This is a genomic window from Methanococcoides sp. AM1 (assembly GCF_900774055.1).
Taxonomy (GTDB): Archaea; Halobacteriota; Methanosarcinia; order Methanosarcinales; family Methanosarcinaceae; genus Methanococcoides.
Genome location: NZ_CAAGSW010000001.1, coordinates 253,472 through 279,329 on the forward strand (window position 1 = coordinate 253,472; position 25,858 = coordinate 279,329).

A 25,858-nucleotide genomic window follows, 5' to 3' on the forward strand; every position below is an offset into this window, starting at 1 on the left:
ATAAATATCAGAGATATCCTGATGTAATCTCTGTTTCAGGTAATATATAAGATAATAAGATATTGAAATAGATAAAAAGACAGGTCATATTAGAGATATGACCATCCGGACCTGAAAGTATCAGGAACTCTCTACACCAAGAAGGCTTGCAAGTTCCAGACCTTCACTTCCAAACTCTGAAAGCTGGTCGAAAAGTTCAGTCTTACTCACATATTTCTCAGTACGGGTTCCATCATTCTGCTCGATCTTTATTGTGATCTCATTTTCAACATACCCTCGATCAATGCATTCGTTGATGATGTCCGTGAACTGTTCAGCTATGAGCTTCAGGCAATCGAATGTCTGGTTGTTACGAATAGCATCTTCGCCATCGATCATAAGCTTGACAAGGGTCTTCCTCTTAACATGAGACCGTATATAATCTTTAACCGCATCGAGCATTGATCTTACATTCTCTTCTTTGACAGAGTTCATGAGTGCCGGGTCTGCAGTGGTCTCATTGCCATCATAATAGATAACAAGGGAATCTCCACCCATATCGACCTTTAAACGCTTGGTAGCTTTCTTGTTAACGAACATTGCACTAATGTGATGATCATCAAAATCAAGGGTCGAAAGACGGAAATCGGATACATCTTCCAGCTTCACTTTATCTTCCTTGTATATGATACCGGACCTTGTCCAGGTCGGCAAAAAGAGAGTGCCGAATAATCCTCTTATTGTTGCAGAGCTATCGGTGAAGGTAAGTTCTGACTCATATTCCATTCCGGCAACAGTGGACGTAAGCTTACCCCGCAGAACATTCCGGTCCATGGAAGCAAAATACTTTTCTGTTGTGCCATAAACGCCACCTTCAAAGAAGGGATCGAGTATGGAGAGGATCTGTCGTTCCACATCATCCAGTCCGGCATCAATATCCTTGTTAATACTCTCGATCTCGGAAAGCATGGCACCTGAACTCTTGTTGAAAGAAGCCTCACATGCATCAAGAATGGAATTCCTGTAATCAAGGAGATCTTTTACTTCAAATTCTCCAGTGGTCTTGTCAATGAAATCCAGGATATTACTATTAGTGGACTCCAGTTCCCCAGATCCGGTCTCCAGAGAAATTCGCCTGCCTATCAGATCATCGTTCTTCTCAATGGAAGCATTCTCAATAGGAAGGACTTTGCTGGATGTGTAAACAAAATCCTGAAGGTCCTGTATAACATCCCTCTGGATAGATAATTCATTAGAATCTTGAAATGTATATTTCATGCGGCTCCCCAATTCGACTAATTCTTATTGGGTTAATTCTTATAGTGCAAACGTTAAATAGATTGCGTAGGCAGCAGCGATTCTGCTGCCCCTATCAGATTATCCAAGAACTGCCCTTACAGGGTCAAGTATCTCATTGATGTACTTGCCGGCACCGTTCTTCAGGTCCATTGGGTGAAGACTTCCGTCTGCAAATACTGTCTCAAGTTCTGCATAGCTCTTGCATACAAGGTCGCCACCAAACTTTTCCGGCCTTTCGAAGACGATCTCATCGTAGCGGGGCATTATGTGATACTTGAATAGCTCAAGCATCGGATTATCTTCAATAACACCTGCAGGACAGAATGCTTTCTTAAGCTTCTTAGTAATGGATGCTGCATCATCATCCACTGAAATGTAGTTCTCGTTGGATGATGACATTTTAGTACCATCCAGTCCGAGAAGTATAGGAGTGTGGATACATAAGGGGGCCTTGAAGCCAAGTCCTGGAAGACCTTCCCTTGCAAGCATGTGGATCTTTCTCTGGTCAATACCACCTACTGCAACATCTACTCCGAGAAGTGCGATATCGACAGCCTGCATGATCGGGTAGACCATCTGGGAAACCTTTGGATCTTCCATCTTTCTTCCGACCTCATCCATGCTTCTCTTCGCCCTGTTCAGTGAAGTGGACTGGGTGAGCTTGAGCACATTGAGCATGTATTCGGGAGAAAGCTGGAAATCAGAGCCATATACGAAATTAGTCTTTTCCGGATCAAGTCCCAGTGCAAGGAAACATTCCTTGTTGTAGTCCGCAGTCTTGCGCACTTCTTCCATGGTACCTTTCTGGTTCAGGTAGGCATGAACATCCGCAAGAAGAACAGTGATCTCGAATCCTGCTTTCTGAAGGTCCATCAGCTTGTTCACAGTAAGAACGTGACCCATGTGGATCTTCCCACTAGGTTCGTAGCCGGTATATGCTGAAGGGTGTTCCTTGGTTTCCAGCAATGTTGTAAGCTCCGCTTCTGTGACAATCTCCTGTACATTTCTTTTAATAAGGTCGATCTTTTCCATGAATTCACCTTCGATGTCATAGTATAACTATAAAATGACCACTATGAATGATGGAACCTTAAACTCAGGTCATGACCATATAGGTTACGGTACATCAGCAGCCAATATAGGGCAGCACACCCATCAGCGACCCAAATATTTTTTCAAAAAATCATCCCCTTCCTCAGACGAGAACATGGGAATATCCCAATCCTGGACCACTTTAGACCTTTTGCTCCGGGTCTTTTCATTTTTCACGGGGTCAAAACCGGTCTTATGATACTCGGTCTTGTGTATGACAACACCCCTTTTTTGCCATGATGGGACCTTATCAAGGTTTATGCCACGCTGGAACAGCATCTCATGTATATACTGAGCTTTCTTGCCCCTGATAGCAGCCGCAGCTTCACTTTCGTTCAGGCCTTCCGAACGCAGCGTGTAGTACCCATATGAACTTACACAATTTCTCCAGGCCTCGTTCTGGCGCCAGATCAGGTACTCCGGGACCTGCCCTTTTTCGATCGGAATGATCCGGGAATCAAAGGACACAGGCTCGTCGAGACCCATCTTTATGGTAAAAGCACTGCTAAGGTAGCTGGCGACCACAGAATCAAGCTTCTCTACCCTGCCATCAAAAGGCAGGTCAAAGAAAAGAATGCTCGCCTCATCAGAAAAAGTATATGCTAACGCTGCACTCATTCCGCTTTTTTTGAAGAAAAGTTCCAGAGAATCTGCCATGGCAGATGCAAACCTTTCATCATACGGCTTTTCGCAACCAAGCCGTGACAGCGTATGTTTGAACGTCCTGCCATCAACGCGTATGATAACAGGAGGAATGCAGCGCAGACCTGAATAGATCTCCCGCTGTTTCATGAGAAGTATCAGTCTTCTTTTTCTTCCTCTTTTGCAGGTTTCTTGAACCTTTTAACGATATCACGTATGAGGACAATATCCCCTGTAGTTACCACCCAGCGGTATGGAAGGATGACCCCTCTTGTTGCAACATCGAAGATGTCACGGTTGATGTCTGAAAGAGCAAGGCCGGAAACGACCCTCTCATCCACATCAAAAACGAGATCGTTCACTTTTCCCACATACGTACCCTGATTCGTATACACATTTAACCCAAACAGTGATGTTATATCTGCGCGCATGATAGCCCCTGTTGTATTGATCTATTGAAATTGTAAATATGATTTACATGTTGATAATATATATAAAATGCGTACTCTTACGCCCTAAAACATTCCGAGCAAAATTAATAAAAAAGGTATTAAAAGCTACACATATGTGTGTTAAAATTCCCTCTGCATGCATTTCTAATTGCAAAAAATGCCTCTGCTGTTCGATTTGATTTTAAACCTACTTAATGCACCAAAAATTATCTAACGAGAATGCCCATATATTTATACAGTTGGGCTCTTTTCTAATATATGGTCAGTGGGTTCGCAGATATTTGGATTTCTATGATAAAGAATAATTTCCAGATGCTTGGCTTGGATGACTCAAAACCTAGAGGGATAATTATTCTTGGAATCCTTTTCGGTTTGGGTGCAGTACTCCAAATCATTTTCAGTTTTACAGGATACCCGCTATATGTTATGGGTTATTCCTTACAGTCAGGATTTGCGATTTATGTTTACCTCCTTTATGCGTTGGTTTCTGTGAGTCTGGCATACGGATTCCTTAAATTGAAAAAAGTCGCATTTTATTTTGCAATCCTGTGGTTTTTGTGGGGTGCAGCCAATGGAATATCCAATTACCTGATGCTGGCAGATTTAGAGGTGATTGCAGATGGTGCTCTCAGCTTTGTATTTTTAGCTTATATATATTCAAAAAAGAGATATTTTGTGAATTGATATTCATTATTATTCTATAAGCATACTATTTATCAAAGAAGAACCACTTTCCACAATTTGCTATTTTTAATTGTTGCATTCGCTTACAAATACTAATGACTTAGCACCAAACTTTTAACAAAACCTAAAGCTTTACTCTTAGAAACGCACCATAATTAAATAGAAGTATAGCTGAAAAGTCCAGAGGGGCAAAAGAACATGCTTACAAGCACCTACATACATATTCCCGGCATAGGGAAAACAATTGAAAAACGCATATGGGAGAGCGGGCACTCCCAGTGGGACGAATACCTGGAACACCAGGACTACATTTCAATACCTGCAACGAGAAAAGAGAGGATCGAAAAGGGGATCAGTGAATCGAAGGATCACCTTAAGATGAGGGATTTTGAATACTTCGCCAATTGCCTCCCGGGTGCAGAACACTGGAGAGCTTTTGAGCATTTCTCGGATTCTGTCGCTTATGTTGATATTGAGACTACCGGCCTGTCTGCAAATAGTTCCTGCATTACCGTGGTCGGGATCTACGACGGAAAGGATGCGAAAACATATGTCAAAGGCATTAACCTTGATGATATCGTGGAAGAGCTGGAAAAATACGAGCTTCTGGTCTCATTTAACGGAGCGCGCTTCGACCTGCCGTTCATCAAGCACGAATTCCCTGAAATAAATTTCAACCAGCTTCACGTCGATCTTATGTATCCGCTGCGCCGCATTGGACTCACAGGAGGACTTAAGGCCATCGAGAAAAAGCTGGGGATACAGCGAACTGATGATACGGTCGACATCACCGGCTTCGATGCGGTAAGGCTGTGGCATGAATACGAGCATGGAAATGAGGAATCACTTGACCTTCTTCTTGAATACAACCGGGAAGATATTGTCAACCTAAAGACCATTATCATGCAAACGTACCCGCAGTTCATCGAAAGGACATTCCAGAAAACCCTCGGAAAATGAGATCAATCGTCATTCTTTTACTGCAATATACGAAGGATGATCAAGTATAATGAAACCGGACATATCCAATATTCCTAACCTGCCGGGCGTCTACCTGATGAAGGACGGCTCCGACAACATCATCTACATCGGAAAGGCAAAATCCCTGAAGAAAAGGGTCAGCCAGTACTTCCAGTCCGGAAAGAACCATTCTTCAAAGACCAGGGCAATGGTCAGGAAGATCGAGGACATCGACTACATTGTCACCGATTCCGAAGTTGAGGCATTGATACTTGAGGCCAATCTTGTAAAGAAGAACAGGCCGCATTACAACATCGACCTGAAAGATGACAAACGTTATCCTTACGTCAAGGTCACGGTCAACAAGAAATTCCCGAGGATATTCATAACACGCAAGAGGCTAATGGACGGAGCCCTTTATTTCGGGCCTTATACAAACGTCAAGCCTGTACGCCGTACACTTGACATGATCTCGCAGGTGTTCAGGATCAAGCGGTGTAACCGGAAGGTAGACGGGAAGAGAACACGTCCCTGTCTTAATTATCATATCGAACGCTGCTATGCGCCATGCAACGGTTCCATTTCAGAAGAAGAATACCGCAGGAACGTTATGGAGGCAGTGAAGTTCTTCAAAGGGGAGACCTCAGGAATTATCAATTCCCTTCAGGAAAAAATGCAGGAGCATGCAAAAGCACAGGAGTTCGAAGCTGCTGCTGTGATGCGTGACCAGATAGCCGCCCTCAAAAGCCTGTCCGAGCAGCAGACAGCTACCGCCGGCAACAATGACAGTGACCTCATAGCCACGGCAGCTGATGAGGATAACATATTCGTGCAGATATTCTATATCCGTGACGGGAACATGGTCGGTAAGGCTGACTTCTCACTTTCATGGGGAGATGCAGCGGGAAATATCACCAGGATCGTCGCGGAGTTCATTAAGCAATATTACCAGGATGCACCGGTGCCTCCGGAGATCCTTGTGCAATATCCTATACCTGAAAAAGAACTTATCACAAAATGGCTCTCCGAAAAAGCATCCAGAAGTGTCAGTATACAGGTGCCTGCAAGAGGAGATAAGAAAAAACTACTCGACATGGCTGCAAGGAATGCGGTCATGACAATGGAACAATCACATATCAAGAGAAGTGACAGGGAAAATGCCCTGCAGGCACTGGTACAGCTTCGTGATGAACTCTCACTTCCTACCCTGCCGGTACAAATAGAGGGCTTTGACATATCCAACATATCAGGAACTGATGCCGTAGGATCACTTGTAGTATTTAACAATGGAATGCCTGCAAAGGATAAGTACAGGCATTTCAACATCAAGACCGTAAAGGGCATCGATGACTTTGCCATGATGGCAGAAGTGGTCAAACGCCGGTACAAGAAGCAGAAAAATGAGGACAACAAAATGCCTGACCTGATCCTCATTGACGGTGGCCCGGGACAGGTTGGTGCAGCAATGGGATCGCTTAAGGAACTGGGACTGGACATCCCCCTGGTCGGTCTGGCAAAAAGGTTCGAGCACATCATTGTCCCGAAGGAAGGGGAGGATGATGTTGTCATACTTCCACATACTTCTGATGCGCTCAGGATGCTCATGCAGGTAAGGGATGAATCCCACCGCTTTGCAGTTTCTTCACATCGGAGAAGAAGGACTGCAAGGTTGTCCCATTCGGAACTGGATTCAATACCAAGCATCGGTTTGTCCAGAAAGAAAGCACTATTGAACCATTTTGGGTCCATTGAGAAGATAAGACGGGCGTCTGTGGAAGAGCTTGCGGAAATAGAAGGTATCAGCGGAGGGCTTGCTGAGAAGATCGCAGAGCATTTCAAGAACAAGCAGGATTGAAAGTCGACAGTGGACAGGATCGATACTAATACAGCCTCATGCATTATTCAGGGACGGATGAAAAAGAGACACACTTAAACTCAGGCTTTGAAACTGAGATAGTATTTTATTACCGAAGTATCTTAATGTCGAAACCGGATATTACATACAGAACAGCAAAAGGTGATGGAAGTTAATTCTATAGAAGAACAGATCAAGGATACAAAGAAGGAACTGGAGGAAATGCTTGCATACCCTGATGAAAAGCTGATCGATATCATCAAGGAAGTAGGTTTTGAATGTGACCTCTGTGCAAGGTGCTGTACTAAAGAGTTCAACGACCATGTTTTCCTGCTCGACAAGGATACAGAGTTCATTAAAAGTATTGATCCGGGCCTTATCAAGCCTGCACCTTATTACGAGTTCTGCGACCAGAACGGGCGATTCTATGTTTCAGGATACGCACTGAGAACAAAGGAAGATGGAAGCTGTGTCATGCTTGAGAACAAAAGATGTACTATGTATGACAGAAGGCTCACAATCTGTCGGCTCTACCCTTACATGCTCCACAGGGAAACAGATGAGGAAGGAAACCTTGACTGGAGACAGATATCCGGACTTAACGAGCATGGGTGCTACCACTCCGAAATATCGGATGATGAAGCTGAAAAGATAGCTGCAGACACTAAAGCATATGAGGAAGCATACCTTCGTCAGCAGATCGAATTCTTTGAGAAAGTCAGGGATCACTTCAAAAAGAACGGACTTCGCCATGTCAAATCGATCTATGACAGGAAGATGCGTGCTTTTTCCAAAGGCGAAGAGATCGAAGTTTACGTATATTACAAGGACGAACTCGAGCTTTCACGAGCATCCATTGATGACTGAATTTTTTTACTTGACCCAGTTGCCGCTGAGCTTGCCGTCCCTTGCCATCCTTCCCAATACCTTATGAACCGGGTCACTGATGGGCGACGGAACTATGTTCTCATAAGGGGTGGATGGAAGCGGGGCCAGGTAATGTGCCCTTACCTTTCCACCTTTGCGGCATATCCATTTGATCTGTTCAAGTGTGCTCTTCTGATCCTCTTCACGCTCATCCGGAAAACCAAAGATGAAATCCACGATCGGGGTTATTTCATGCTCAAAGCAGCGTTCAATTGCAACTGTGACATCATCTGAAGTATGGCCGCGGAGCATTTCTTTCAATATCCTGTCACTACCGGATTGTGCACCCATGCTGATCGTTCTGTTGGTGCAGTACCGGTCGATCAGGTCCAGGCCCTCGTGAGTTGTGAATTCCGGACGGATCTCTGAGGGAAAGGTTCCGAAATATATATTTTTGTCTCCCATTGAATGTAGCTGTGACAGAAGTTTCTCAACCTTATCAAAACGTGGATGGACCCCATCGCCTCCATAAGCAAAAGCATTCGATGAAGTGAAACGCAGGTCACTGTAGTGTCTTGCGAACTTCAATATGGAATCAATACTCCGATGTCTCATTCGGTTGCCAAATAAACGAGGGGTCTGGCAGTATTTGCATTTCCACGGGCATCCCCTGCTGATCTCAATAGGAGCACGTATGCCTTCCGGATCAAAGCATGGATAAGCATCAAGATCCACGGATTCACGTTTTTCAGTATACTCCACATTACCGTTCTTTCTATATGCTATTCCCCTCACATCAGAAGGACTGTTTCCGCTAAGAAGTGTCCTTACAAGTTCCGGAAGCGTTTCCTCCCCTTCCCCGATAACAACATAATCGAAATGTTCAAGGGTATCCTCCACAGAACCGGATGGATGAGGACCTCCTGCAATGTAAATGGAATCGGTGGAAGAATCGTCGACCTCTGCGAAGATATCTTCTTTCTGTTTAGTTGCAAAGCTGTATATCATGATACCATCATGAGGCTGCTTCACAACCGTGTTATCGGGAACAAGGGGTAAAAGTGCTGCAAGGCTGTAAGTGTTCTTCTGCATCAACCTGAAACAAATATCCACACATCTCACCTCAATTCATGACCAGAGTTAACGGCACTAATGTAAAACACAGGATCCCCAGTATAAAAGTGAGAATTCCAAGTGCCATCCTTTTGTTGTCAAGTATTATTTCATCATTTAAGGGTTTTGGATGACCGGCCAGAGCAAAGAGTAAAAGGAAGAATGACCAGAACAACCAGATGCCTCCATTTTGCTCAAGAACGAAGATCACATACAACGCAAGAGCACCCAGTACCATCGGCATCATGAGGGAGACTTTCCTGGCACGCTCACCTACCATGGCGCGCATGATATGACCGCCATCAAGCTGCCCTGATGGCAACAGGTTAAGAACAGTTACGAGCATGCCCACCCATCCTGCAAATGCAACCGGATGCATCATTTCGGAGGTAGTTCCCATGATCCGGGTTATCGCTTCGAACAGAAGTGGAACCTGAATATCGATCATGATCGTACCAGGATCAGCAGGAAACTCCACCGGCGGCAGTGAAAGACCTATGAAGGTCACGATCACAGATGCTACAATACCTACAAGCGGACCTGCAACTGCTACATCGAACAATGCCCTGCGGTTAGGGATGATACCGCGGTGTTTTATTACGGCGCCCATGGTACCGATAAAAGTAGGAAAGGGAATAAAATACGGAAGCGAGGTTCGCATACCATGCATCTTTGCAGCCATGTAGTGTCCCATCTCATGGGACCCCAATACGAACATTATCGCCAGGGTGAAAGGCAGGCCTTTTATGAAACCGGAAGGTTCGCTGAATATATCCACCCCGAACATTGCTGCACCGGCTAACATGGTTGTAAATACAGTAGCTATTGCCAGCACCACATTGATCCAGATGCGTTCGGGAACATCATGAATAGGAGATGCGATCAGCACATCCTCACCAAGCTCGGACACCAGAGTAAAACGATATCCTTTTGCTCCAAACTTGCCCCATAAACTATTGTTAATGGTTTGCTTATCCGTGGTCGGAACGCCATAGAAGTATATGTCTCCATCAACATATCCCACTTCATAGACCTTAAAAAAAGGATGGACATCCCCGTAAAGGTTCATGACCAAAGCTTCTATTTGCTGATCGTCCAGATGCCCGGAATGAGAGTCGTTTTTTTCCATCATGTCACACTAATGATCTCACTTATCCGGGATATCAATGTAGCCATTGCTGCTGTCTACCCTTATATGATCGCCGTCTGAAAGGACCTTATATGGGTCTTCTTCCAGCCTGTCCACAAGAGGAATATCTGATATGATGGCACCAACTGCCACTATGGGCTCGGAATCTATGTTGATCATGCCTGCTGGCGCTACATTGTTCTTTTTCAGCTGGTAGATCACATATGACCCGACAGTAGAACCTTTTCCATGAGGGAACACCAGGATCTTGTCCTTGATGCACTTGCCATAGATAGCATGTGAAGGGTCCACCACAACTCCGGTCTTTGGGTCAACATTACCTAAGAATGAGAGTGCATCGGTTGACAGGAGTACCTCACCTTCTGCGACACCCCTTGCGATAGTACGGCATTTGATCTTAATTGTCACCACCCACCTTTTTGATACATTCTTCAAGACTACCGATCCTTGCGGCAACCTTGCACATTCCCGGAACATATGCAAGCGCTTTTCCTGAGTTCACCATCATGCAATTATGCCCTTCCGTAGCAGGGGACACGACCATACATGTGTCACAGAGCACTTTTGCCCCACTCTGCTCGATCTGTTTAACAAGTTCAGCGTTCTTCTCGGCAACTTCCCTTGAAGTACATACCCATAGTTCCTTGTCAATTCCTTTTCCTTCCAGAAGCCTGGCAATATTCTCCAGCTCATCTGCTGAACAATGTGGACAGCCAACTGCCGCAATATCGCACTCCAGATCATCGGCGCCTCCGATGACTTCTTCGTAGACCTCATCTATCTGGCTGCGTTCGATCACGATCCGATCTTCAGGATTCGCAAAACCGACCTTTTGTGCTTCAGGTGTTATGTCCTCAACGTGATACAGTGCAACTGCTCCGGATGCTGCCATTGCTGCACCCAGTGCTTTGAGGTTGTCAGATGATGGGGTTGAGGCCATGTAGAAAATAGGAACCCTGTTGCCCACATCTTTTCCTGCAAGATAACCCAGTGCACCGTAATCAGAACCTGATAGTTCACATTCCACGGTCACGGAAACTGTGGGCACACGATTCTCATCAAGATGGTAACCATAGTTCGCTGTCTTTCCCACAAGTGCTGCGGAAAGTGCAGACGGACCGCCTTCACGGTTTGTGCGTGCGCCGATAACTGAATTTGCATAGGATACAGCAGAGGATTCACTCCAGGCAAGGTGGTCACCATAGGTAGCTGAAAAACCTTCAAGATAATAAGGAGTGCATGTGCACATGGAACGGATACCAAGACTTTCGTATGCCTTAATTACCTCCACCTGCTTCTCAGCAAAATCCGGTTCAATGCCCATATCCCGCCAGCGCTGCATATCCATGCCAGCAGGGTTCAGGATAGAAGGCACTTTTACCTTGCCATTGAGGTCAGATATCCATTCAAGTCCCGCATCTCCTATGGTCTTATAGGAAACTCCCGCTATCTGTGCGCTCTTGACAGGTATAAGGCTGTCAGCACCATAGATATCACCAAGTGCGACAAGGATCTCCATTGCTTTCTGCAAGGTTTCCCCGTCCTCACCGTTCAGGGTCCGTTCTTCTTCTTTTGTAAGATGCATGTTATTTTCCGCTTAGCTTAAGATTCATTCCGGCATCTTAGCACGCTCAAAATTCTCTTTTTCTGCAAGCACTTTCGTGGCATCGATACCAACCTTGGTGGTAGTGCCATCAGGTGCGCCTCTGGGGTCAAGTGAACTGCCGCGCACGTTCGGTATTATCATCATATCAGAATCACCCTTTACACGTGTCGCAATGGCAAATTCCACATCCTGCATGTCGAAGATGTCAATATCTTCGTCCACAATTACAACATGCTTGAGACTTGTGTGCGCTGCAAATGCCGCCATGATAGCATTCTTGGCATCACCTTCGGTCTGTTTCTCGATCTGCACAACAGCATGCAGGTAACAGCAACCGCCTTCGGTGAGCACGACATTCTTTACAGTAGTTACTTCTGAAACAGCATTGTAGATCTTTGGCTCATAGGGCACACCCATCATGAGAAGGTGTTCCGGGCCTGCAGGGAGGATGCCGTGATAGATAGGGTCACGCCTGTGCATGATCTTTGTAATGCGGATCACCGGTTCCTTGCGCACAAGGTCGTATGTTCCTGTAATGTCCACGAAAGGACCTTCATCCACCCTTTCCACAGGATCGATGTACCCTTCGAGTATGATCTCTGCATGTGGTACTTTGACACCATTCTCACATTCGAACAGTTCCACAGGAGCACCGCGAAGGGCTGCTGCATACTCGAATTCCTTTCCTGCAGGTACACGAGTCGTGGAAGCAAAAGTGATGACAGGATCTGCACCAAGGACGATGGCAACTGGAAGTGGTTCGTTGTTCTCGGATGCCTTCTTGTGCAGGACGAAGCTATGGCGCGGTGGAACAAGGCGTGCAGCCAGTTTGTCCTTTCCTACTACCATGAGCCTGTGGATAGATGCATTCATCATCCCATCGTACTCAGAAACCACAACACCTGCAGTAATGTAAGGCCCGCCGTCCTTCTCAAAGTGTGTCATAAGAGGGAGCTTTGAAAGGTCAACCTCCTCAGTTATGACCTCCTGTGTCGGGGATGAGTCAACTAGCTTCACTTCTCCATCCGGACGAACTTCAGAAAGCTTCTGGATAATACCATCCTTTGGTACACCGAACATGTCAGCAAGCTCATCCCTGGAACCGAGAAGGTTCATGATGGCCTTCTGGCCGTCAATGTCGTGGAAAAGTATAGGACCATTGCTCTTCTTTGCAAGTCTTGGTGCTTCGAATACCTTCGAAACAGTATCATTGACCTCAACAAGCCTGTCGCTTGCCCTTAGATGATCGATAAAATCTCTGAAACTCATTGTATCGATATAGTAAAAAGTGTCTCTCGATAAATACATTGTCGTCTTTTTTTAAATTCAGCCCTATATAAGTACGTAAAAAAGAGAAATACCTTCAGAAAAAGGAGTTGCTCCCATCGATGATGAAAATGGGTTTGGAAATCAGAACGAAAGGAAGCCGATGGGAGCTGTTGGAAGACAACACATAGAACTACACATAGAAACGCATTATAGTATAAATATTAATGCTTTTAGCTAATTTATATAATCTAAATGAATAACTTAATATTAGTAAAGAAATTGTATCCGGATGATATCAGTATATTAGAAACCAGCTACAATAGTAAACACTGTTTTGAATTGAAAATTATGAAAGTTTTACAAAATTTGTGATCATGAAAAGGAATTGCTCCCATCAATGAGGAATTGATCAGAAATCAAATAAATTAAGTGATGGGAGCGGTTGTAACACTGACCATAGAGAGATTCATAGCATAAATAGTAATGGGTATGGATAATAGGTTTTATTTAAAAGGGTAACTTTTTCTGCAAAGAATAGCTGACAACTTATCAATCCAGATCAAGAGATTCATTGATCCTATGTAACGCTTCTGCAACCAGCATTTGTACATCGGTCATATGCTCATCGGACACTTCCCCGTTTTCTGTTTCGATCAGTTTTTTAAGATCTGTCACGATCTTATGGATGATCAGGATCATTTCATCTTTGCTGATAAGTCCTGCATAATAGGCATAAAAGAAAGTTGTACCACTGCGCTGGACCTTATGCTTGAAAGCAGCATGTGCATTAGAAACTTCCTGCCTTGTGTACGGTTCATCCACGAACGGAACCAGATCAGGCAGGTTCTGGCCGATCCAGGTCATTTCGGAACGGTTTGAGAGATTCTTGAAGTCTGCGCATAAACGGGCAATGATCCATTCACGTGCAGTAAGATGCGTGGTCTGTTTAAGGAAGCGTGTCACATCCGAGTAACTCTTATTCTCCAGTTTTGTGAATTTCTCATATTTGTTCATTTCATCCCCTCAATGACCGATAACATGTATGTATTGCAACCAGATAAATACTTCCTTATGGCAATCCAGCTTTAGCAAAAAAAGAGATGACAAGTGCCAAGGTATAAAATTATTTAGAATTGAAATTCGTTAATTACAATGGATCAGGATCAGAGACAGCGTTCCTGAATAAGTTTGCCTTTTGTTAGAGGCCATATTTACCCTGAAAATTGTATTTATCTGCCTTTTACCCACTTAGCCCTTTATGCGCTTACACTCTGTTGTCCTGAAAGATATTTTCAGACGCAAGAACAAACTTGCGATCGCAGTACTGGGAGTGATCGTTGCCACATCTGCTATTGTAGCAGTGGTCACGACATTTTCCGCTGCAACTGAGAGCCTTTATGATGAATCTGCCAGCTTTGGTGCAAATATCATAGTAAGGCCCCAAACAGACTCAATTCCCCTGATAGCCGGATCAACATCCCTGGGATCAATATCAACCGGTGAGAACTATATTGCCCAATCCGATATTCCCAGGATATATAATATTGAGAACAATGCAAATCTTGCCGTCGTAGCACCTCGACTTTATGGTATTGCAGAATTGGGAAAAGAAAATGTCATTGTTATGGGAGTTGATCTGGAGCAGGAGAAGATACTCAAATCATGGTGGAACATTAAAGGGGAATGGCTTTCCGACCCCGAAGCTATGGAAGTTCTACTTGGACAGGACATCGCAACTCCCCTCGGCCTTACTACCGGATCGATCGTTGTTCTTGAAAAAAATAGCATTGCAATGAACCTTGAAATAAAAGGCATCATTGAGAGTACCGGCGGGGAGGAGGATGGCTATATTATAATGCCACTTTCGATCTCACAGAAACTTCTTGACAGGGAAGGCAAGGTCAGCAGTATTGAGATCCGTGCCCTATGTAATGATTGTCCCGTCTCGGAAATGAGCCGTCAGATAGAAGAAATACTGCCTGGCGTTGAGGCAAGGGCGATGAGTCAGATCGTGCAAAGCGAAATGGCCATGATAGAGCATACCCGAACTTCCGCAATGGCTGTTTCACTTATAACACTGCTTGTAAGCACACTTACTGTCGCCTCAACCATGCTTGCATCCGTAAACGAGAAGATAAGGGAGATCGGCATAATGCGTGCAATTGGGGCAAGCGACCACCAGGTCATAAAAATGCTGTTCATCGAAGGTGCACTGATCGGGATCATAGGAGGAAGTATCGGCTTTATTACCGGAACCCTTGTATCCTACTCAATCGCCCCTTTATTGAGCTTTGCAGAACCGGCCCCGATGTGGGAACTCTTATCACTGGTATCAGGAATGTCTGTAATTGTAGGGCTTGTTGCATCCATTCTCCCTGCAAAACGTGCACTGAAGATCGATCCTGCGGAGGTGTTGAGAAGTGTCTGACGCAAGTATTCAGGTAAAGGAACTCAAAAAGAGCTATAGGATCGGCTCAAATGATGTAGAAGTATTGCACGGTATTGATCTGGATATCAAAAACGGTGAATTTGTTTCTGTAATGGGACAGTCAGGATCAGGCAACCACACTGATGAACCTTATCGGCATGCTTGACAGGCCTACCGGTGGCAGAATACTGATCGACGGAGTGGATGTTACCGAAAAATCCCAGAAAGAGCTGGTCAACCACAGAAGAAAGACAATTGGTTTCGTTTTTCAGCAATTCCACCTGATCCCTTCCCTCACAGCATACGAGAACGTTGCATTGCCACTTGTTTTTGCAGGAGAGAAGGAACAGAGCAGGATCAACGAGGCTCTTGAAAGAGTAAACCTTTCGCACAGGCTTGACCATAAGCCATCCGAGCTTAGCGGTGGAGAGCAACAAAGGGTTGCGATCGCCAGGGCACTTGTAATGAGACCGAAGATACTTCTTGCCGATGAACCGACAGGAGCACTGGATAAAGAAACAGGAGAAATGATAATTTCGCTTCTAAGATCCCTGAGGAGTGAGATGACAGTTGTTATGATCACACATAATCACGATCTTGCTGAAATGTCAGACAGGATCATCAATTTACAGGACGGAAAAATAAAGGAATGATCATATGAATTTAAAATTAGCAGTATACATAGTATTAGTTACTTTTGCAGTTGTGCTTGCTGCCGGTTGTCTTGATAACAGCGCACAGGCAACAATTACAGCAGATCCTGTTGCTGCAACATGGATAGAACCACAGGTTATCGAAAATACGGCTGCAATTCCCGTTCAGACCATATATGAAAATATGAATTCGCACTTCAAAGTAGAAACAACTGCAGGAGAAATAGCAGTAATGGCTTACAGGCTTGGGGACGATATCGTGATCCGATCTAATGTTTGCCCCCCATGCGGATCGATTGGTTTTAGTCTTGCCAAAGACATTCTTGTTTGTGATTCATGCCGAACGACCTTTGATGCAGCAACCGGACAAGGCATACAGGGGGCATGTGTCGATTATCCAAAAGAGAACATCCCATATACAGTATCAGATGGAAATGTCATAATTGAAATAAATGATATCGTAGTAGCTCACATGAATACAATACAAAGAGGATGAAAGCTTCATCCCTTTTGACTTTTTTTGATAGATACTTATGCAGATCCCGATAGCATTGCCCTTTACCGGAACCCCGGGAACAAAATGCCATGGGAAAATCCAATAACTTAAATACATTCAATGCTAACCCGAAATTATATGAAACTATTACTACCCACGGATGGTTCCACATATTCAAGGAACGCAGCAAAAGTTGCGGGCAGGATCGCAACGAAACATAATGCAGAGATAGTAATAGTCCATGTGGTCGAAGATAAAGGACTTGGACGGAAAACCTGGCGTGAGACCGGTGCAGGACAGGTGATCAGTTCCATAAAAGAGGAACTGATCTCAATGGGATGTGAAGAATCAAAGATTCACGCCGAGATCGTGGATGGCAATGCGCCGGAAAAGATCGTCAAAACTGCCAGAATGCATAAAGTTGACAGGATTATCATTGGGACACGCGGGCAGACCGGTATCAAGAAGATAATGGGTTCGGTCACACAGAAAGTACTACAGATGTCTGACATCCTTGTTCTTGTAGTACCACCTGATTACAAGATATAAAATTATAAAGAATGAATCATCGTGACCCTCACCATGATTTAAAACTGTTCATTGAAGATAATAACTAAAATCGTTTTTACGGCATCACGTATTTACCTATCACTTTTTTCCCGGCAATAACATCATCAAGGGAGAAAACTTCCAGATTGAATATCCCATTATACTTTTTGAGTCCTTTCAGGACAGAATAATCAATATTGCCACTTCCGGGTGCCATGTGTTCATCGCCATCATAATTGGAGGTCCAGAAGCCGTAGTTATCGTGTAAGTGTACGTGGACCACGTGTTCCGAGATGGCATTCACAAAATCAGCCAGTTTTTCAGGATCACCGCCGCAGGTCAGGTTTGCGTGCCCAACATCAAAGGTCACACCGAGGTTTGGAGAATCTACAGCATCGACCACCCTTAACAATTCTTCTGCCTCACAGCAAAGGTTCCCGGGATCGGTCGATTCCTTATTCTCAAGCCCGAGCATTACGTTGTTCTCAGATGCAAATGCAGCAAGCTGTTTGAGATTGGAGATCATCCTGCCCAGTGATCGTTCCCTGTCATCACCGACCCTTCCGGGATGAAGTGCCACAGCTTTTGTACCAAGTCTTCCTGCAAGGCCTATACAATCCTCCATCAAAGAGAAGTGTGCTTTTTCCATTGAAGCAGTGTCCACAACGAGCTCTTTAGGATAAGTGGGAACATCTGCAAAGTAGTGTGCATGCATGGATGTCCGGAGGTCACATGTTGAAAGCTCATCCAGAACCGTTTCCAGTCTGTCCTTTTGGAGTTCTGAGCCGTCATAGACACCGAGTTTTGGCATATAAAGCTCAACTGACTCTACATGACCATCCAGTTCCCTTAGCTCACCTGCAAAAGAAGACGCACCTATCATCATATTAACTAGAACTAAATGGATTTTAATAACTATTTTGGTCTGAACGAACAAACCAAAATCCTTATCTAAAGTCACCCGATAAGAAAGTTCCAATGAAGCTGTATGTACCACACATCGGTCATTTTGAAGGACTTAAGGAGCTATTAGCGGGTTCTGATAATATATACGCAGTATACATGGCAGGATCCCCCGAATATGTCGGGACCGGCAGGACGAACCTGAGTGCCCCGAAACTCGACGACATCGCGCAACAGACCGAGTACGCACATTCAAAAGGCGTCAAAATGGAGATCGTGCTGAACAGTTCCTGCATGGGCGGACAGCACCTTACCCCTGAAGGTTACCGCGCTATAGACTGGTATTTCGACAAACTGAACACCATCGGTATCGATTCCATAACCGTTGCAGACCCATACCTTGTGGAGATGCTGGCAAAGGACTATGACATGGATGTAGTGGTCTCAGTACTTTCATTCGTGGACACGCCGCAAAAGGCAGAGTTCTATGAGCAGCTGGGAGCTACGACCATTGTAGTGGACCCGGCAGTGAACAGGCATTTCGACAAGCTGGAAGCCATAAGGGATACAGTCTCATGCAAGCTTAAGCTGCTCGTCAATGAAGCATGCCTCTACCAGTGCCCTTTCAGGTACGCCCACTTTAATTTCTTTTCACATGCCAACGGCCCCGGTCCTAAGCCGAACGTCCTTGACGATTACTATTACTACAAATGCCTTTCCCTGAGAATAAAGGACCCGCAGCAGATCATTAAATCACCATGGATCAGGCCAGAGGACCTGAAAGAATACAAACATATCACTGATACCTTCAAGATCGGAGGGCGCACTCATTTCGTTAACTGGATCCTCAATAATGTTGAGGCCTACGCAAATGAAAGATATGAGGGTAACCTGATGGACCTGCTGGACAGCATAAAGGATCTCAAAGACACATTTTATATACCAAACAGGGAACTGGATGGTGCCATCGAGCAATGGAAAAAATGTGACAAGGTATGCCACAAATGCGGCTACTGCAAGCGCCTTGCTGAAAAGGTCATACACACATATTCCGGAAGTGGAGAAGATATCCGGAAAATTCCACTGGGATCAATAGGAGATAGAATATGAGCATGACACAAGAATTGCTGAAAGCGCGCACATCCCTGGAAAACAACCTGCGGGAACTTTTAGGAGTGCCAGTGTTCCTGATCGAAATGGATGCTTTCGCACTCCCCTGCGGATGCGGAGGGGTCACGATCAACACAAGGGGACTCCAGCTGGATGACCTGGAAGTTTTTGAGGAACACATAGTTAAGCACCTTACAGATACGGTGACATCACTTGATATTGAACCGTCTTTTCTGTTTGCACGCCTGATTCCGGGGACAGCAGAGATCGCTTCGATCAATGCGCGTGTGCTTTGTAACAGCTGCTACATGGACTTTGGAAGAGGAAGTGGGAAGCAGCCAAGGCCTGACATTTACATAATGAGATTTGACAGGCGCGGATAAATTTTTTCCACCTGTCAGCATCGCCTTTTTTCAGGAAAGTTCCGAAAGGTTTATGAAGGATTTCAGATAATCCCCACCATCTTACGTTAGTCTATGCCATAATTATAGACATGGCTGAATTATCGAAGGACGTGCAGACTTTCGCACTCATACATATTGATTTAGAACTAGGAAGGAGGATAAATAAATGGAACCACTCATGGGCATGGGTGTTTTAGCACTTATGGGTGCTGCCGCAACTATTGCTGGCACAACTGAGGATCTTGAATCTGATGTCGGATCTCAGAGTAACCCTAATTCACAAGTGCAATTAGCACCCCAGATGATGTACCCACACAGGATCTATAATAAAGCAATTTCCGGTGAACCACCATCGAATGCATTGATTTGTGCTATTGGCGGAACCGTGGCATCTGTATTGATGACCGCTGGTCTGTCCGTGGTCTTTGCTATCGCTGTTGGTGCGCTCATTGCTACATCAGTACATGGAACATATGCTATTACGTCTTACATGGGACGTACTGCAAGTCAGAAGCGTTTCAGACAACCAATATATCTTGATATTATCCGATCACACACGCCGGTGATCATGGGATATGCATTCATTACAACATTCTGTATCCTTGTTGTATCATACATTATGGTAGCTGTTCTCGGACACCCATTCCCACTTGCACTTATTGCATTCATATGGGGAATCACCGTCGGAGCTATCGGTTCATCAACTGGTGATGTTCACTATGGTGCAGAACGTGAGTTCCAGAACGTCGAGTTCGGATCAGGTCTTAATGCTGCAAACTCCGGTAACATTGTAAGGAAAGCAGAATCAGGACTTCGTAACGGTATAGACAACTCATGGTTCTGTGCAAAGTTCGGAGGACCAGTAACTGGTCTCGCATTCGGTATGACCGTTTTCTTAAGCGGTTGGGTAACAGCAGTTTTTGATCCTGCAATAAGCATCACAATGGGATGGCTTTCAGTTGTAGCAGGAGCAGTTATTGTATTACTTATGATCATCTGGAACAGAAGGATCGAAGTAGCAGCACGTGAGGCATACGGACCTTACAAGGAAGACGAGGAGGTCGCTGCATGATAGATATAGCAGGAATTCTCGCAGAGAATATAGCATACATAGTAATGGTCACCCTTGGTGGCATGTTAATTTCATGGAGTGTTCACTTCGTGCCTGTAGGTGGAGCACCTGCAGCTATGGCACAGGCAACTGGTATTGGTACCGGTACTGTCCAGCTGGCAGCAGGAGCAGGTCTTACCGGGCTTGTCACCGCAGGAGCAGTTATGAACGTCAGCGACAGTGTTGCACTGGTAGTCGCATCAGGCGCAGTCGGCGCAATGATCATGATCGCTGTAACAATGATCGTCGGTACATGGGTATACGTTTATGGTGTTGGCGTACCACCAGCATCCGCAAAGGTAGACTATGACCCGATCACAAAGGACAGGCAGGACCTCTATGTATCCCAGGGTACAGAGGGACACGGACTTCCAACCGTTTCATACGTAAGTGGTGTTATCGGTGGAGCTCTCGGTGGTGTTGGTGGAGCTATGATCTACTACGCACTTATGAGCACAAGCACAACCCTGAGCCAGAGTAACCTTGTAGCACTCGCAAGTATCTTCGCAGTAGGTATCTTCTTCGTGAATGCGGTAATCCCTTCATACAACATTGGAGGAACCATCGAAGGATTCCACGACCCTAAGTTCAAGAAATGGCCAAAGGCAGTAGTCGCATCCTTTGTAGCAACATTGATGTGCGCATTTGTCGGTGTAATGACAATCGGAGGTCTCTAAGATGTCAGCAGGAGGAGCTGGTGGAGAAGCCACTGGCGGTATTGCACAGAACACATTGATCGCTGTAGGAGCTCTTGGCGGACTTATTGCCGCATACGCAGGACACTTGCTTGTACAGGCTGCAGGACCAGCATTCGCATTTATTGGCGCTCTTGGAGCGATCTGTGCGATCGTATGGGGTGCCGCAGCAGTAAGACGTGTAGCAAGCTACGGTCTTGGTACCGGTGTACCATCCATTGGTATGATGGCACTTGGTATGGGAGTTGTCGCATCTATGTTCGGACTTGCCGTTGGTGGCATTGCCGGACCTATCGTCGCATTCATCACAGCATCCATCATTGGACTCGTCATTGGTGCACTCGCTAACAGGGTACTTGGAATGGGCATTCCTATAATGGAGCAGTCCATGACAGAGATCGCTGGTGCAGGCGCACTTACCATCATTGGACTCAGTGTCGCAATGACTGGAACTTTCATGTTCGATGCTGTACTGGAAACCGTTGTTGCAACAGGATACATCGCTGTGATCTTTATCGCAGGCGGTATGGCGATCCTTCACCCATTCAATGCAAACCTCGGTCCTGATGAAAAGCAGGACAGAACACTCACAACAGGTGTTGAGAAAGGTGCTATCGCAATGATCATTGCAGGTATCGTCGCAACTGTATCAACCGATGCATCAGCTATACCAACTATCGTGATCGGTATTGCTCTGTGGTATGTTGCATTCAGGAAATACGTTGAACTCGTTAACAGGGACGCATACAAGGTACTTGGAACAGGTCTCCTGCCAACCGAGGAGGAATTAGAATGAGCATGGTACACGTAGCACCAGAAGCACATCTTGTACTGGACCCACTTACATCAGTCCTTGCAGAAGAGCGTGAAGACATCATCTGTTACTCAATGGATCCAGTAATGGAACAGATCGATGAACTTGACAAGATCGCTGATGATCTGATCAATTCACTCTCACCTGACAGAAAGCTATTGAACTCATACCCAGGCAGGGAACAGACAGCACTCAAAGCCGGTTTCTACGGTAACACTTTCTATGGTGTTGTTGTCGGTCTCATCTTCTCAGGTATGGTTGCATTGGCTCTTTACATACTCAGTCTGATCGGAGGATTCTAATATGGCAGATAAAAGAGAACCAGCAGATGGTTGGCCAACCCTGAAAGGTGAATATGAGATAGGGGACGTTCAGAACTGCGTTGCAGTCATCACCTGTGGATCACACCTGCCAGGCGCACCTCAATTAGAAGCAGGAGCTGCCATCACAGGTCCATGTAAAACAGAGAACCTTGGTCTGGAAAAAGTAGTTGCACAGATCATCTCAAACCCTAACATCAGATTCCTCATCGTAACAGGTTCTGAAGTAAAGGGACACATTACTGGTGAAGCATTCATGATGATCCACAAGAACGGTGTCAGTGACAACCGTATTGTTGGAGCAACAGGTGCAATTCCATATGTTGAGAACCTGAGCGATGAAGCAGTCGAGAGGTTCCAGAATCAGGTAGAGCCTATAGAAATGATCGGTACCGAAGATATGGGACAGATCATTGCAAAGATCAAGGAATGTGTAGCAAAAGACCCTGGTGCCTTTGATGCTGATCCTATGCTCATCGAAGTCGGCGAAGCTGGCGGCGAAGAGGAAGAAGAGGCAGGCGGACTTAAGCCAATGGCGGCTGAGATCGCAACCATCAGGAACAGGATCCTTGACATTGACAGGGAAATGGTCATTGCCGGTAACTGGAACAAGTACCACGCAGGTGTACACGCGGGTAAGGTCGAAGGTATCATGATCGGTCTTGCAATTACGCTGTCACTACTTGGCCTATTGTTATTCGGGAGGTAATTGACATGGCAGAAGAAATAGAAGGACAAGGAGTCCCAATGGTCATCAGCCCACAGATGGGTGCCATTGAAAACGTTGTCGAAAGAATTCGATACAGGGCTCAGCTTATCGCAAGGAACCAGAAACTCGACTCCGGAGTTAATGCTACAGCTGCAACCGGTTTCATTGTCGGTTTCGCATTTGCAGTGCTGATGGTACTGATACTCCCATTGATCATCTGGCAAGTAGGTGGTGTAATATGAGCGATGGAAAAAGCGCAACAGCAAGTGTTGTAACAGACCCTGCAGATTTCAACGAGGTTCTTGAGAAGCTCAATGAGATCGACGAAAAGATCGAATTCGTAAACAGTGAGATCGCACAGAGGATCGGAAAGAAAGTAGGAAGAGACATAGGAATCATATACGGAGCAGTCGCTGGTATATTGATGTTCCTCATCTACATTTCAATATCCCCGATACTCATCTGATAAGAGGTAATAACATGTTCAAATTTGACAAGAAACAGGAAGTATTCGAGGTTGGAGGCGTCAAGTTCGGCGGTCAGCCTGGCCAGTACCCAACAGTTCTGATCGGTTCAATGTTCTACAACAGACACAACATCGTGACCGATGAAGATGAGGGAGTTTTCAACAAGGAAGCAGCAGACAATCTCTGGAACCACATGCTTGAGATGACAGACGTAACCGGTAACCCATGTGTTAACCAGATCGTCGGTGAAACACCACAGGCAATCAAGAAGTACATTGACTGGTTCGTTGCAGAGGATGATAAGACACCATTCCTTATCGACTCTTCAGCAGGTGAAGTACGTGCAGCAGCAGCTGAGTACGTAACAGAGATCGGTGTAGCTGACAGGGCTATCTACAACTCTATCAACGGTAGTATCCATGATGACGAGATCGAGGCTATCAGAAAGAGTGACATCGATGCTTCAATCGTCCTTGCATTCAACGCAACAGACCCAACCGTCAAAGGAAAGCTCGAGGTTCTTGAGTCCGGTGGCCCAGGTCAGAGCATGGGTATGCTCGACATCGCAAAGGACTGTGGAATCACAAAGCCACTCGTCGATGTAGCTGCAACTCCACTCGGAGCAGGTGCAGGTGCATCCATGAGAGCAGTCGTTGCTGTAAAGGGACACTTCGGTCTCCCTGTTGGCGGTGGATACCACAACCTTGCATCCGCATGGGACTGGATGAAGGAATACAAGAAGCAGTTCGAGACAAAGGAACAGCGCAAGGCAGTTTATATGCCAGCAGATATCGGAACAAACCTTGTCCCACAGACACTTGGTTCAAACTTCCAGCTGTTCGGTCCTATCGAGAACACTGACACAGTCTACCCTGCAACCGCACTCGTAGACATCATCCTTGCTGAGACCGCAAAAGAGCTCGGTCTTGAGATCATGGATGAGAACCACCCAATCAACAAACTGGTTTAAACAAACCAGTTTCTTTTTTCTCTTTTTTGTTAACTGCTTTTTCTCGTATTTCTGATCGTTCTTACCACCATGATTCCATCATGGGATTGCAAACCCAAAAACAAAGCTATTTACACAATGTAGCAGTTTATCTTAAAATAATTAGAAAACAGAGTGTTTTATTTATACTGTGTATAGTAATTACAACTTATGAATTTAAATAATTTATCTGGCACAATCTTTGCCATCATCATCGCCTTTGCAATCATAATTATACTTGGACTATTGTTATTCGGAAGGTAATTGAATATTATTAAAGAAGAACTACGACTTCATAGCTGTGGCTCTGGTCACATGATCAAAAAAGTAAAGGTATAAAATAAAAGGAAATATTATACGAATTTCTCAAAGAACTCTGAGTTCTTCGTTTCATTCAGGTCGATCCCCAGATCCTCCACAGAGAAACCAAGAGCCAATCCCAGAAGCTGTGTGTAGTGAAGTACAGGAATATTGTGCGAGGTACCATGTTTCTCATTGAGATCCACCTGCCCGGCATCCAGCTGCATATGGCAGAAGGGGCATGCATTCACAATGCAATCAACGCCCACGGATTCGATCATGGATAATTTGTGACCGGTAAGTGCAAGAGCTTCATCAGGTAATGCAGATCTGACCCCGCCACCAGCGCCGCAGCACTCCGTCTTGTCAGGATATTCTACACTTTCCGCACCTGTAGCTTCCACAAGTTCATCAAAGAACGATGGCCTCTCAACACTTGAACCAACACGTCCTTTAGATGGTTTCAAAAGATGACAACCATAGTGCACAGCGATCTTCAATTCTAACGGCCGGGTGATGATCTCACGGATCTTCTCCGTACCAACTTCTTTGTACAAAAATTCGGTGATGTGACGGACATCATGACTGCCCTTAATGCTCCTTCCGATCTTTCCAAGATGGGAGTTCACGTCTTTTTTAAGCTGTTCATCTGCCCTGACCTCTTGATTTGCATCAGCAAGTGAGCCATAACAACCATTGCAGATCGTTAGCAGGTCGCGGTCCAGCTCTTCAGAAAGTGCAATGTTCCTGCCGGCCAGCGCAAGCCAGGTGGCTTTGTCAAAAGAACGGAGCACCCCCGGAGCAGGGCAGCATGATGCACCTTCCAGGTCAACACAGTCTACTCCAAGTTTATCAAGACAGAGCTTTGTGCTCTTTTCAATACCTGGATAACGATTAGGGATGACACATCCCAGAAAAAGTGATACATTTGTCATATATTTCC

At 45.3% G+C, this 25,858-nt stretch carries 31 protein-coding genes; 19 read left to right on the forward strand and 12 right to left on the reverse strand.

Features of this window, described 5'->3' with window-relative positions; all coding sequences use genetic code 11:
* Positions 1 to 120: 120 nt before the first annotated feature.
* The 4 genes from E7X57_RS01270 to E7X57_RS01285 all read right to left on the reverse strand — a co-directional run bounded on the left by E7X57_RS01270 (position 121) and on the right by E7X57_RS01285 (position 3,443).
* Positions 121 to 1,257, reverse strand: coding sequence for a hypothetical protein (locus E7X57_RS01270; RefSeq protein ID WP_135609728.1), 1,137 nt, complete (start codon positions 1,255 to 1,257; stop codon positions 121 to 123).
* Positions 1,258 to 1,356: 99 nt separating this feature from the next.
* Positions 1,357 to 2,310 (reverse strand): tyrosine--tRNA ligase, encoded by a 954-nt coding sequence (locus E7X57_RS01275; protein WP_135609730.1) that lies wholly within the window; start codon positions 2,308 to 2,310, stop codon positions 1,357 to 1,359.
* Between the two features lie 123 nt (positions 2,311 to 2,433).
* Positions 2,434 to 3,162: a tRNA(His) guanylyltransferase Thg1 family protein gene (locus E7X57_RS01280; RefSeq protein WP_135609732.1), complete on the reverse strand. Its 729-nt coding sequence runs from the start codon at positions 3,160 to 3,162 to the stop codon at positions 2,434 to 2,436.
* 8 nt (positions 3,163 to 3,170) lie between these two features.
* Positions 3,171 to 3,443 carry a PRC-barrel domain-containing protein gene (locus E7X57_RS01285; protein WP_048195595.1) on the reverse strand — a complete coding sequence of 91 codons (273 nt, stop codon included), beginning with the start codon at positions 3,441 to 3,443 and terminating at the stop codon, positions 3,171 to 3,173.
* 279 nt (positions 3,444 to 3,722) lie between these two features.
* On the opposite strand from E7X57_RS01285, the gene E7X57_RS01290 reads away from it, so the two are divergent.
* The 4 genes from E7X57_RS01290 to E7X57_RS01305 all read left to right on the forward strand — a co-directional run bounded on the left by E7X57_RS01290 (position 3,723) and on the right by E7X57_RS01305 (position 7,830).
* A complete protein-coding gene (locus E7X57_RS01290) occupies positions 3,723 to 4,148 on the forward strand; it encodes a hypothetical protein (RefSeq protein ID WP_135609734.1) in 426 nt (141 codons plus the stop codon).
* Positions 4,149 to 4,346: 198 nt separating this feature from the next.
* Positions 4,347 to 5,108, forward strand: coding sequence for a ribonuclease H-like domain-containing protein (locus tag E7X57_RS01295; protein ID WP_135609736.1), 762 nt, complete (start codon positions 4,347 to 4,349; stop codon positions 5,106 to 5,108).
* Between the two features lie 49 nt (positions 5,109 to 5,157).
* On the forward strand, positions 5,158 to 6,963 hold the full coding sequence (gene uvrC / locus E7X57_RS01300) for an excinuclease ABC subunit UvrC (protein ID WP_135609738.1): 1,806 nt from the start codon (positions 5,158 to 5,160) through the stop codon (positions 6,961 to 6,963).
* A gap of 165 nt (positions 6,964 to 7,128) precedes the next feature.
* Positions 7,129 to 7,830 (forward strand): YkgJ family cysteine cluster protein, encoded by a 702-nt coding sequence (locus E7X57_RS01305; protein ID WP_135609740.1) that lies wholly within the window; start codon positions 7,129 to 7,131, stop codon positions 7,828 to 7,830.
* 6 nt (positions 7,831 to 7,836) lie between these two features.
* Here E7X57_RS01305 and E7X57_RS01310 read toward each other — a convergent pair whose 3' ends face one another.
* The 6 genes from E7X57_RS01310 to E7X57_RS01335 form a co-directional block, all read right to left on the reverse strand.
* Positions 7,837 to 8,943, reverse strand: coding sequence for a TIGR04013 family B12-binding domain/radical SAM domain-containing protein (locus E7X57_RS01310; protein ID WP_135609742.1), 1,107 nt, complete (start codon positions 8,941 to 8,943; stop codon positions 7,837 to 7,839).
* 10 nt (positions 8,944 to 8,953) lie between these two features.
* Positions 8,954 to 10,072 (reverse strand): site-2 protease family protein, encoded by a 1,119-nt coding sequence (locus E7X57_RS01315; RefSeq protein ID WP_135609744.1) that lies wholly within the window; start codon positions 10,070 to 10,072, stop codon positions 8,954 to 8,956.
* Between the two features lie 18 nt (positions 10,073 to 10,090).
* On the reverse strand, positions 10,091 to 10,504 hold the full coding sequence (locus tag E7X57_RS01320; protein WP_135609746.1) for a DUF126 domain-containing protein: 414 nt from the start codon (positions 10,502 to 10,504) through the stop codon (positions 10,091 to 10,093).
* On the reverse strand, positions 10,491 to 11,678 hold the full coding sequence (locus E7X57_RS01325) for an aconitase X catalytic domain-containing protein (protein ID WP_135609748.1): 1,188 nt from the start codon (positions 11,676 to 11,678) through the stop codon (positions 10,491 to 10,493). The genes E7X57_RS01320 and E7X57_RS01325 overlap by 14 nt, the downstream gene beginning before the upstream one ends.
* A 24-nt stretch (positions 11,679 to 11,702) precedes the next feature.
* Positions 11,703 to 12,968: a UbiD family decarboxylase gene (locus E7X57_RS01330; RefSeq protein WP_135609750.1), complete on the reverse strand. Its 1,266-nt coding sequence runs from the start codon at positions 12,966 to 12,968 to the stop codon at positions 11,703 to 11,705.
* A gap of 549 nt (positions 12,969 to 13,517) precedes the next feature.
* Entirely contained in the window at positions 13,518 to 13,982 is a 465-nt protein-coding gene (locus E7X57_RS01335) for a DUF5806 family protein (RefSeq protein ID WP_135609752.1), read from the reverse strand.
* A gap of 244 nt (positions 13,983 to 14,226) precedes the next feature.
* Between E7X57_RS01335 and E7X57_RS01340 the strand changes: the two genes are divergently transcribed.
* The 5 genes from E7X57_RS01340 (at position 14,227) to E7X57_RS01355 (ending at position 17,094) form a co-directional block, all read left to right on the forward strand.
* Entirely contained in the window at positions 14,227 to 15,396 is a 1,170-nt protein-coding gene (locus E7X57_RS01340) for an FtsX-like permease family protein (protein WP_135609754.1), read from the forward strand.
* Positions 15,389 to 15,562, forward strand: a complete 174-nt coding sequence (locus tag E7X57_RS12915; RefSeq protein ID WP_371413134.1) for a hypothetical protein — start codon at positions 15,389 to 15,391, stop codon at positions 15,560 to 15,562. Before E7X57_RS01340 ends, E7X57_RS12915 begins: the two co-directional genes overlap by 8 nt.
* Complete coding sequence (locus E7X57_RS01345; protein WP_371413135.1) at positions 15,540 to 16,049, forward strand: ABC transporter ATP-binding protein; 510 nt, start codon at positions 15,540 to 15,542, stop codon at positions 16,047 to 16,049. Before E7X57_RS12915 ends, E7X57_RS01345 begins: the two co-directional genes overlap by 23 nt.
* Positions 16,050 to 16,053: 4 nt before the next feature.
* Positions 16,054 to 16,545 carry a Fe-S-containing protein gene (locus tag E7X57_RS01350; RefSeq protein WP_135609756.1) on the forward strand — a complete coding sequence of 164 codons (492 nt, stop codon included), beginning with the start codon at positions 16,054 to 16,056 and terminating at the stop codon, positions 16,543 to 16,545.
* 138 nt (positions 16,546 to 16,683) lie between these two features.
* Positions 16,684 to 17,094: a universal stress protein gene (locus E7X57_RS01355; protein WP_135609758.1), complete on the forward strand. Its 411-nt coding sequence runs from the start codon at positions 16,684 to 16,686 to the stop codon at positions 17,092 to 17,094.
* 76 nt (positions 17,095 to 17,170) lie between these two features.
* Here the strand turns inward: E7X57_RS01355 and E7X57_RS01360 are convergent, their stop codons facing one another.
* A complete protein-coding gene (locus tag E7X57_RS01360; protein WP_135609760.1) occupies positions 17,171 to 17,980 on the reverse strand; it encodes a sugar phosphate isomerase/epimerase family protein in 810 nt (269 codons plus the stop codon).
* Positions 17,981 to 18,072: 92 nt separating this feature from the next.
* On the opposite strand from E7X57_RS01360, the gene E7X57_RS01365 reads away from it, so the two are divergent.
* The 10 genes from E7X57_RS01365 (at position 18,073) to mtrH (ending at position 24,597) form a co-directional block, all read left to right on the forward strand.
* Positions 18,073 to 19,107: a peptidase U32 family protein gene (locus tag E7X57_RS01365; RefSeq protein ID WP_135609762.1), complete on the forward strand. Its 1,035-nt coding sequence runs from the start codon at positions 18,073 to 18,075 to the stop codon at positions 19,105 to 19,107.
* A complete protein-coding gene (locus E7X57_RS01370; RefSeq protein WP_135609764.1) occupies positions 19,104 to 19,490 on the forward strand; it encodes a DUF5402 family protein in 387 nt (128 codons plus the stop codon). Before E7X57_RS01365 ends, E7X57_RS01370 begins: the two co-directional genes overlap by 4 nt.
* A 187-nt stretch (positions 19,491 to 19,677) precedes the next feature.
* A complete protein-coding gene (mtrE, locus tag E7X57_RS01375; protein WP_135609766.1) occupies positions 19,678 to 20,583 on the forward strand; it encodes a tetrahydromethanopterin S-methyltransferase subunit E in 906 nt (301 codons plus the stop codon).
* Positions 20,580 to 21,299 carry a tetrahydromethanopterin S-methyltransferase subunit D gene (gene mtrD / locus E7X57_RS01380; protein WP_135609768.1) on the forward strand — a complete coding sequence of 240 codons (720 nt, stop codon included), beginning with the start codon at positions 20,580 to 20,582 and terminating at the stop codon, positions 21,297 to 21,299. The genes mtrE and mtrD overlap by 4 nt, the downstream gene beginning before the upstream one ends.
* A 1-nt stretch (position 21,300) precedes the next feature.
* Positions 21,301 to 22,113, forward strand: coding sequence for a tetrahydromethanopterin S-methyltransferase subunit MtrC (gene mtrC / locus E7X57_RS01385; protein WP_135609770.1), 813 nt, complete (start codon positions 21,301 to 21,303; stop codon positions 22,111 to 22,113).
* On the forward strand, positions 22,110 to 22,433 hold the full coding sequence (locus tag E7X57_RS01390) for a tetrahydromethanopterin S-methyltransferase subunit B (RefSeq protein WP_135609772.1): 324 nt from the start codon (positions 22,110 to 22,112) through the stop codon (positions 22,431 to 22,433). Before mtrC ends, E7X57_RS01390 begins: the two co-directional genes overlap by 4 nt.
* A gap of 1 nt (position 22,434) precedes the next feature.
* A complete protein-coding gene (gene mtrA / locus E7X57_RS01395; protein ID WP_135609774.1) occupies positions 22,435 to 23,160 on the forward strand; it encodes a tetrahydromethanopterin S-methyltransferase subunit A in 726 nt (241 codons plus the stop codon).
* A 5-nt stretch (positions 23,161 to 23,165) separates the two neighbouring features.
* On the forward strand, positions 23,166 to 23,402 hold the full coding sequence (locus tag E7X57_RS01400; RefSeq protein WP_135606500.1) for a tetrahydromethanopterin S-methyltransferase subunit F: 237 nt from the start codon (positions 23,166 to 23,168) through the stop codon (positions 23,400 to 23,402).
* The gene (mtrG, locus tag E7X57_RS01405) at positions 23,399 to 23,626 is read left to right on the forward strand and encodes a tetrahydromethanopterin S-methyltransferase subunit MtrG (RefSeq protein WP_048195637.1); all 228 of its coding nucleotides are present in this window, start codon (positions 23,399 to 23,401) and stop codon (positions 23,624 to 23,626) included. The genes E7X57_RS01400 and mtrG overlap by 4 nt, the downstream gene beginning before the upstream one ends.
* A gap of 14 nt (positions 23,627 to 23,640) precedes the next feature.
* A complete protein-coding gene (gene mtrH / locus E7X57_RS01410) occupies positions 23,641 to 24,597 on the forward strand; it encodes a tetrahydromethanopterin S-methyltransferase subunit H (RefSeq protein ID WP_135609776.1) in 957 nt (318 codons plus the stop codon).
* A gap of 371 nt (positions 24,598 to 24,968) precedes the next feature.
* Here mtrH and hdrB read toward each other — a convergent pair whose 3' ends face one another.
* Entirely contained in the window at positions 24,969 to 25,850 is an 882-nt protein-coding gene (hdrB, locus tag E7X57_RS01415) for a CoB--CoM heterodisulfide reductase subunit B (protein WP_135609777.1), read from the reverse strand.
* Positions 25,851 to 25,858 lie beyond the last annotated feature (8 nt).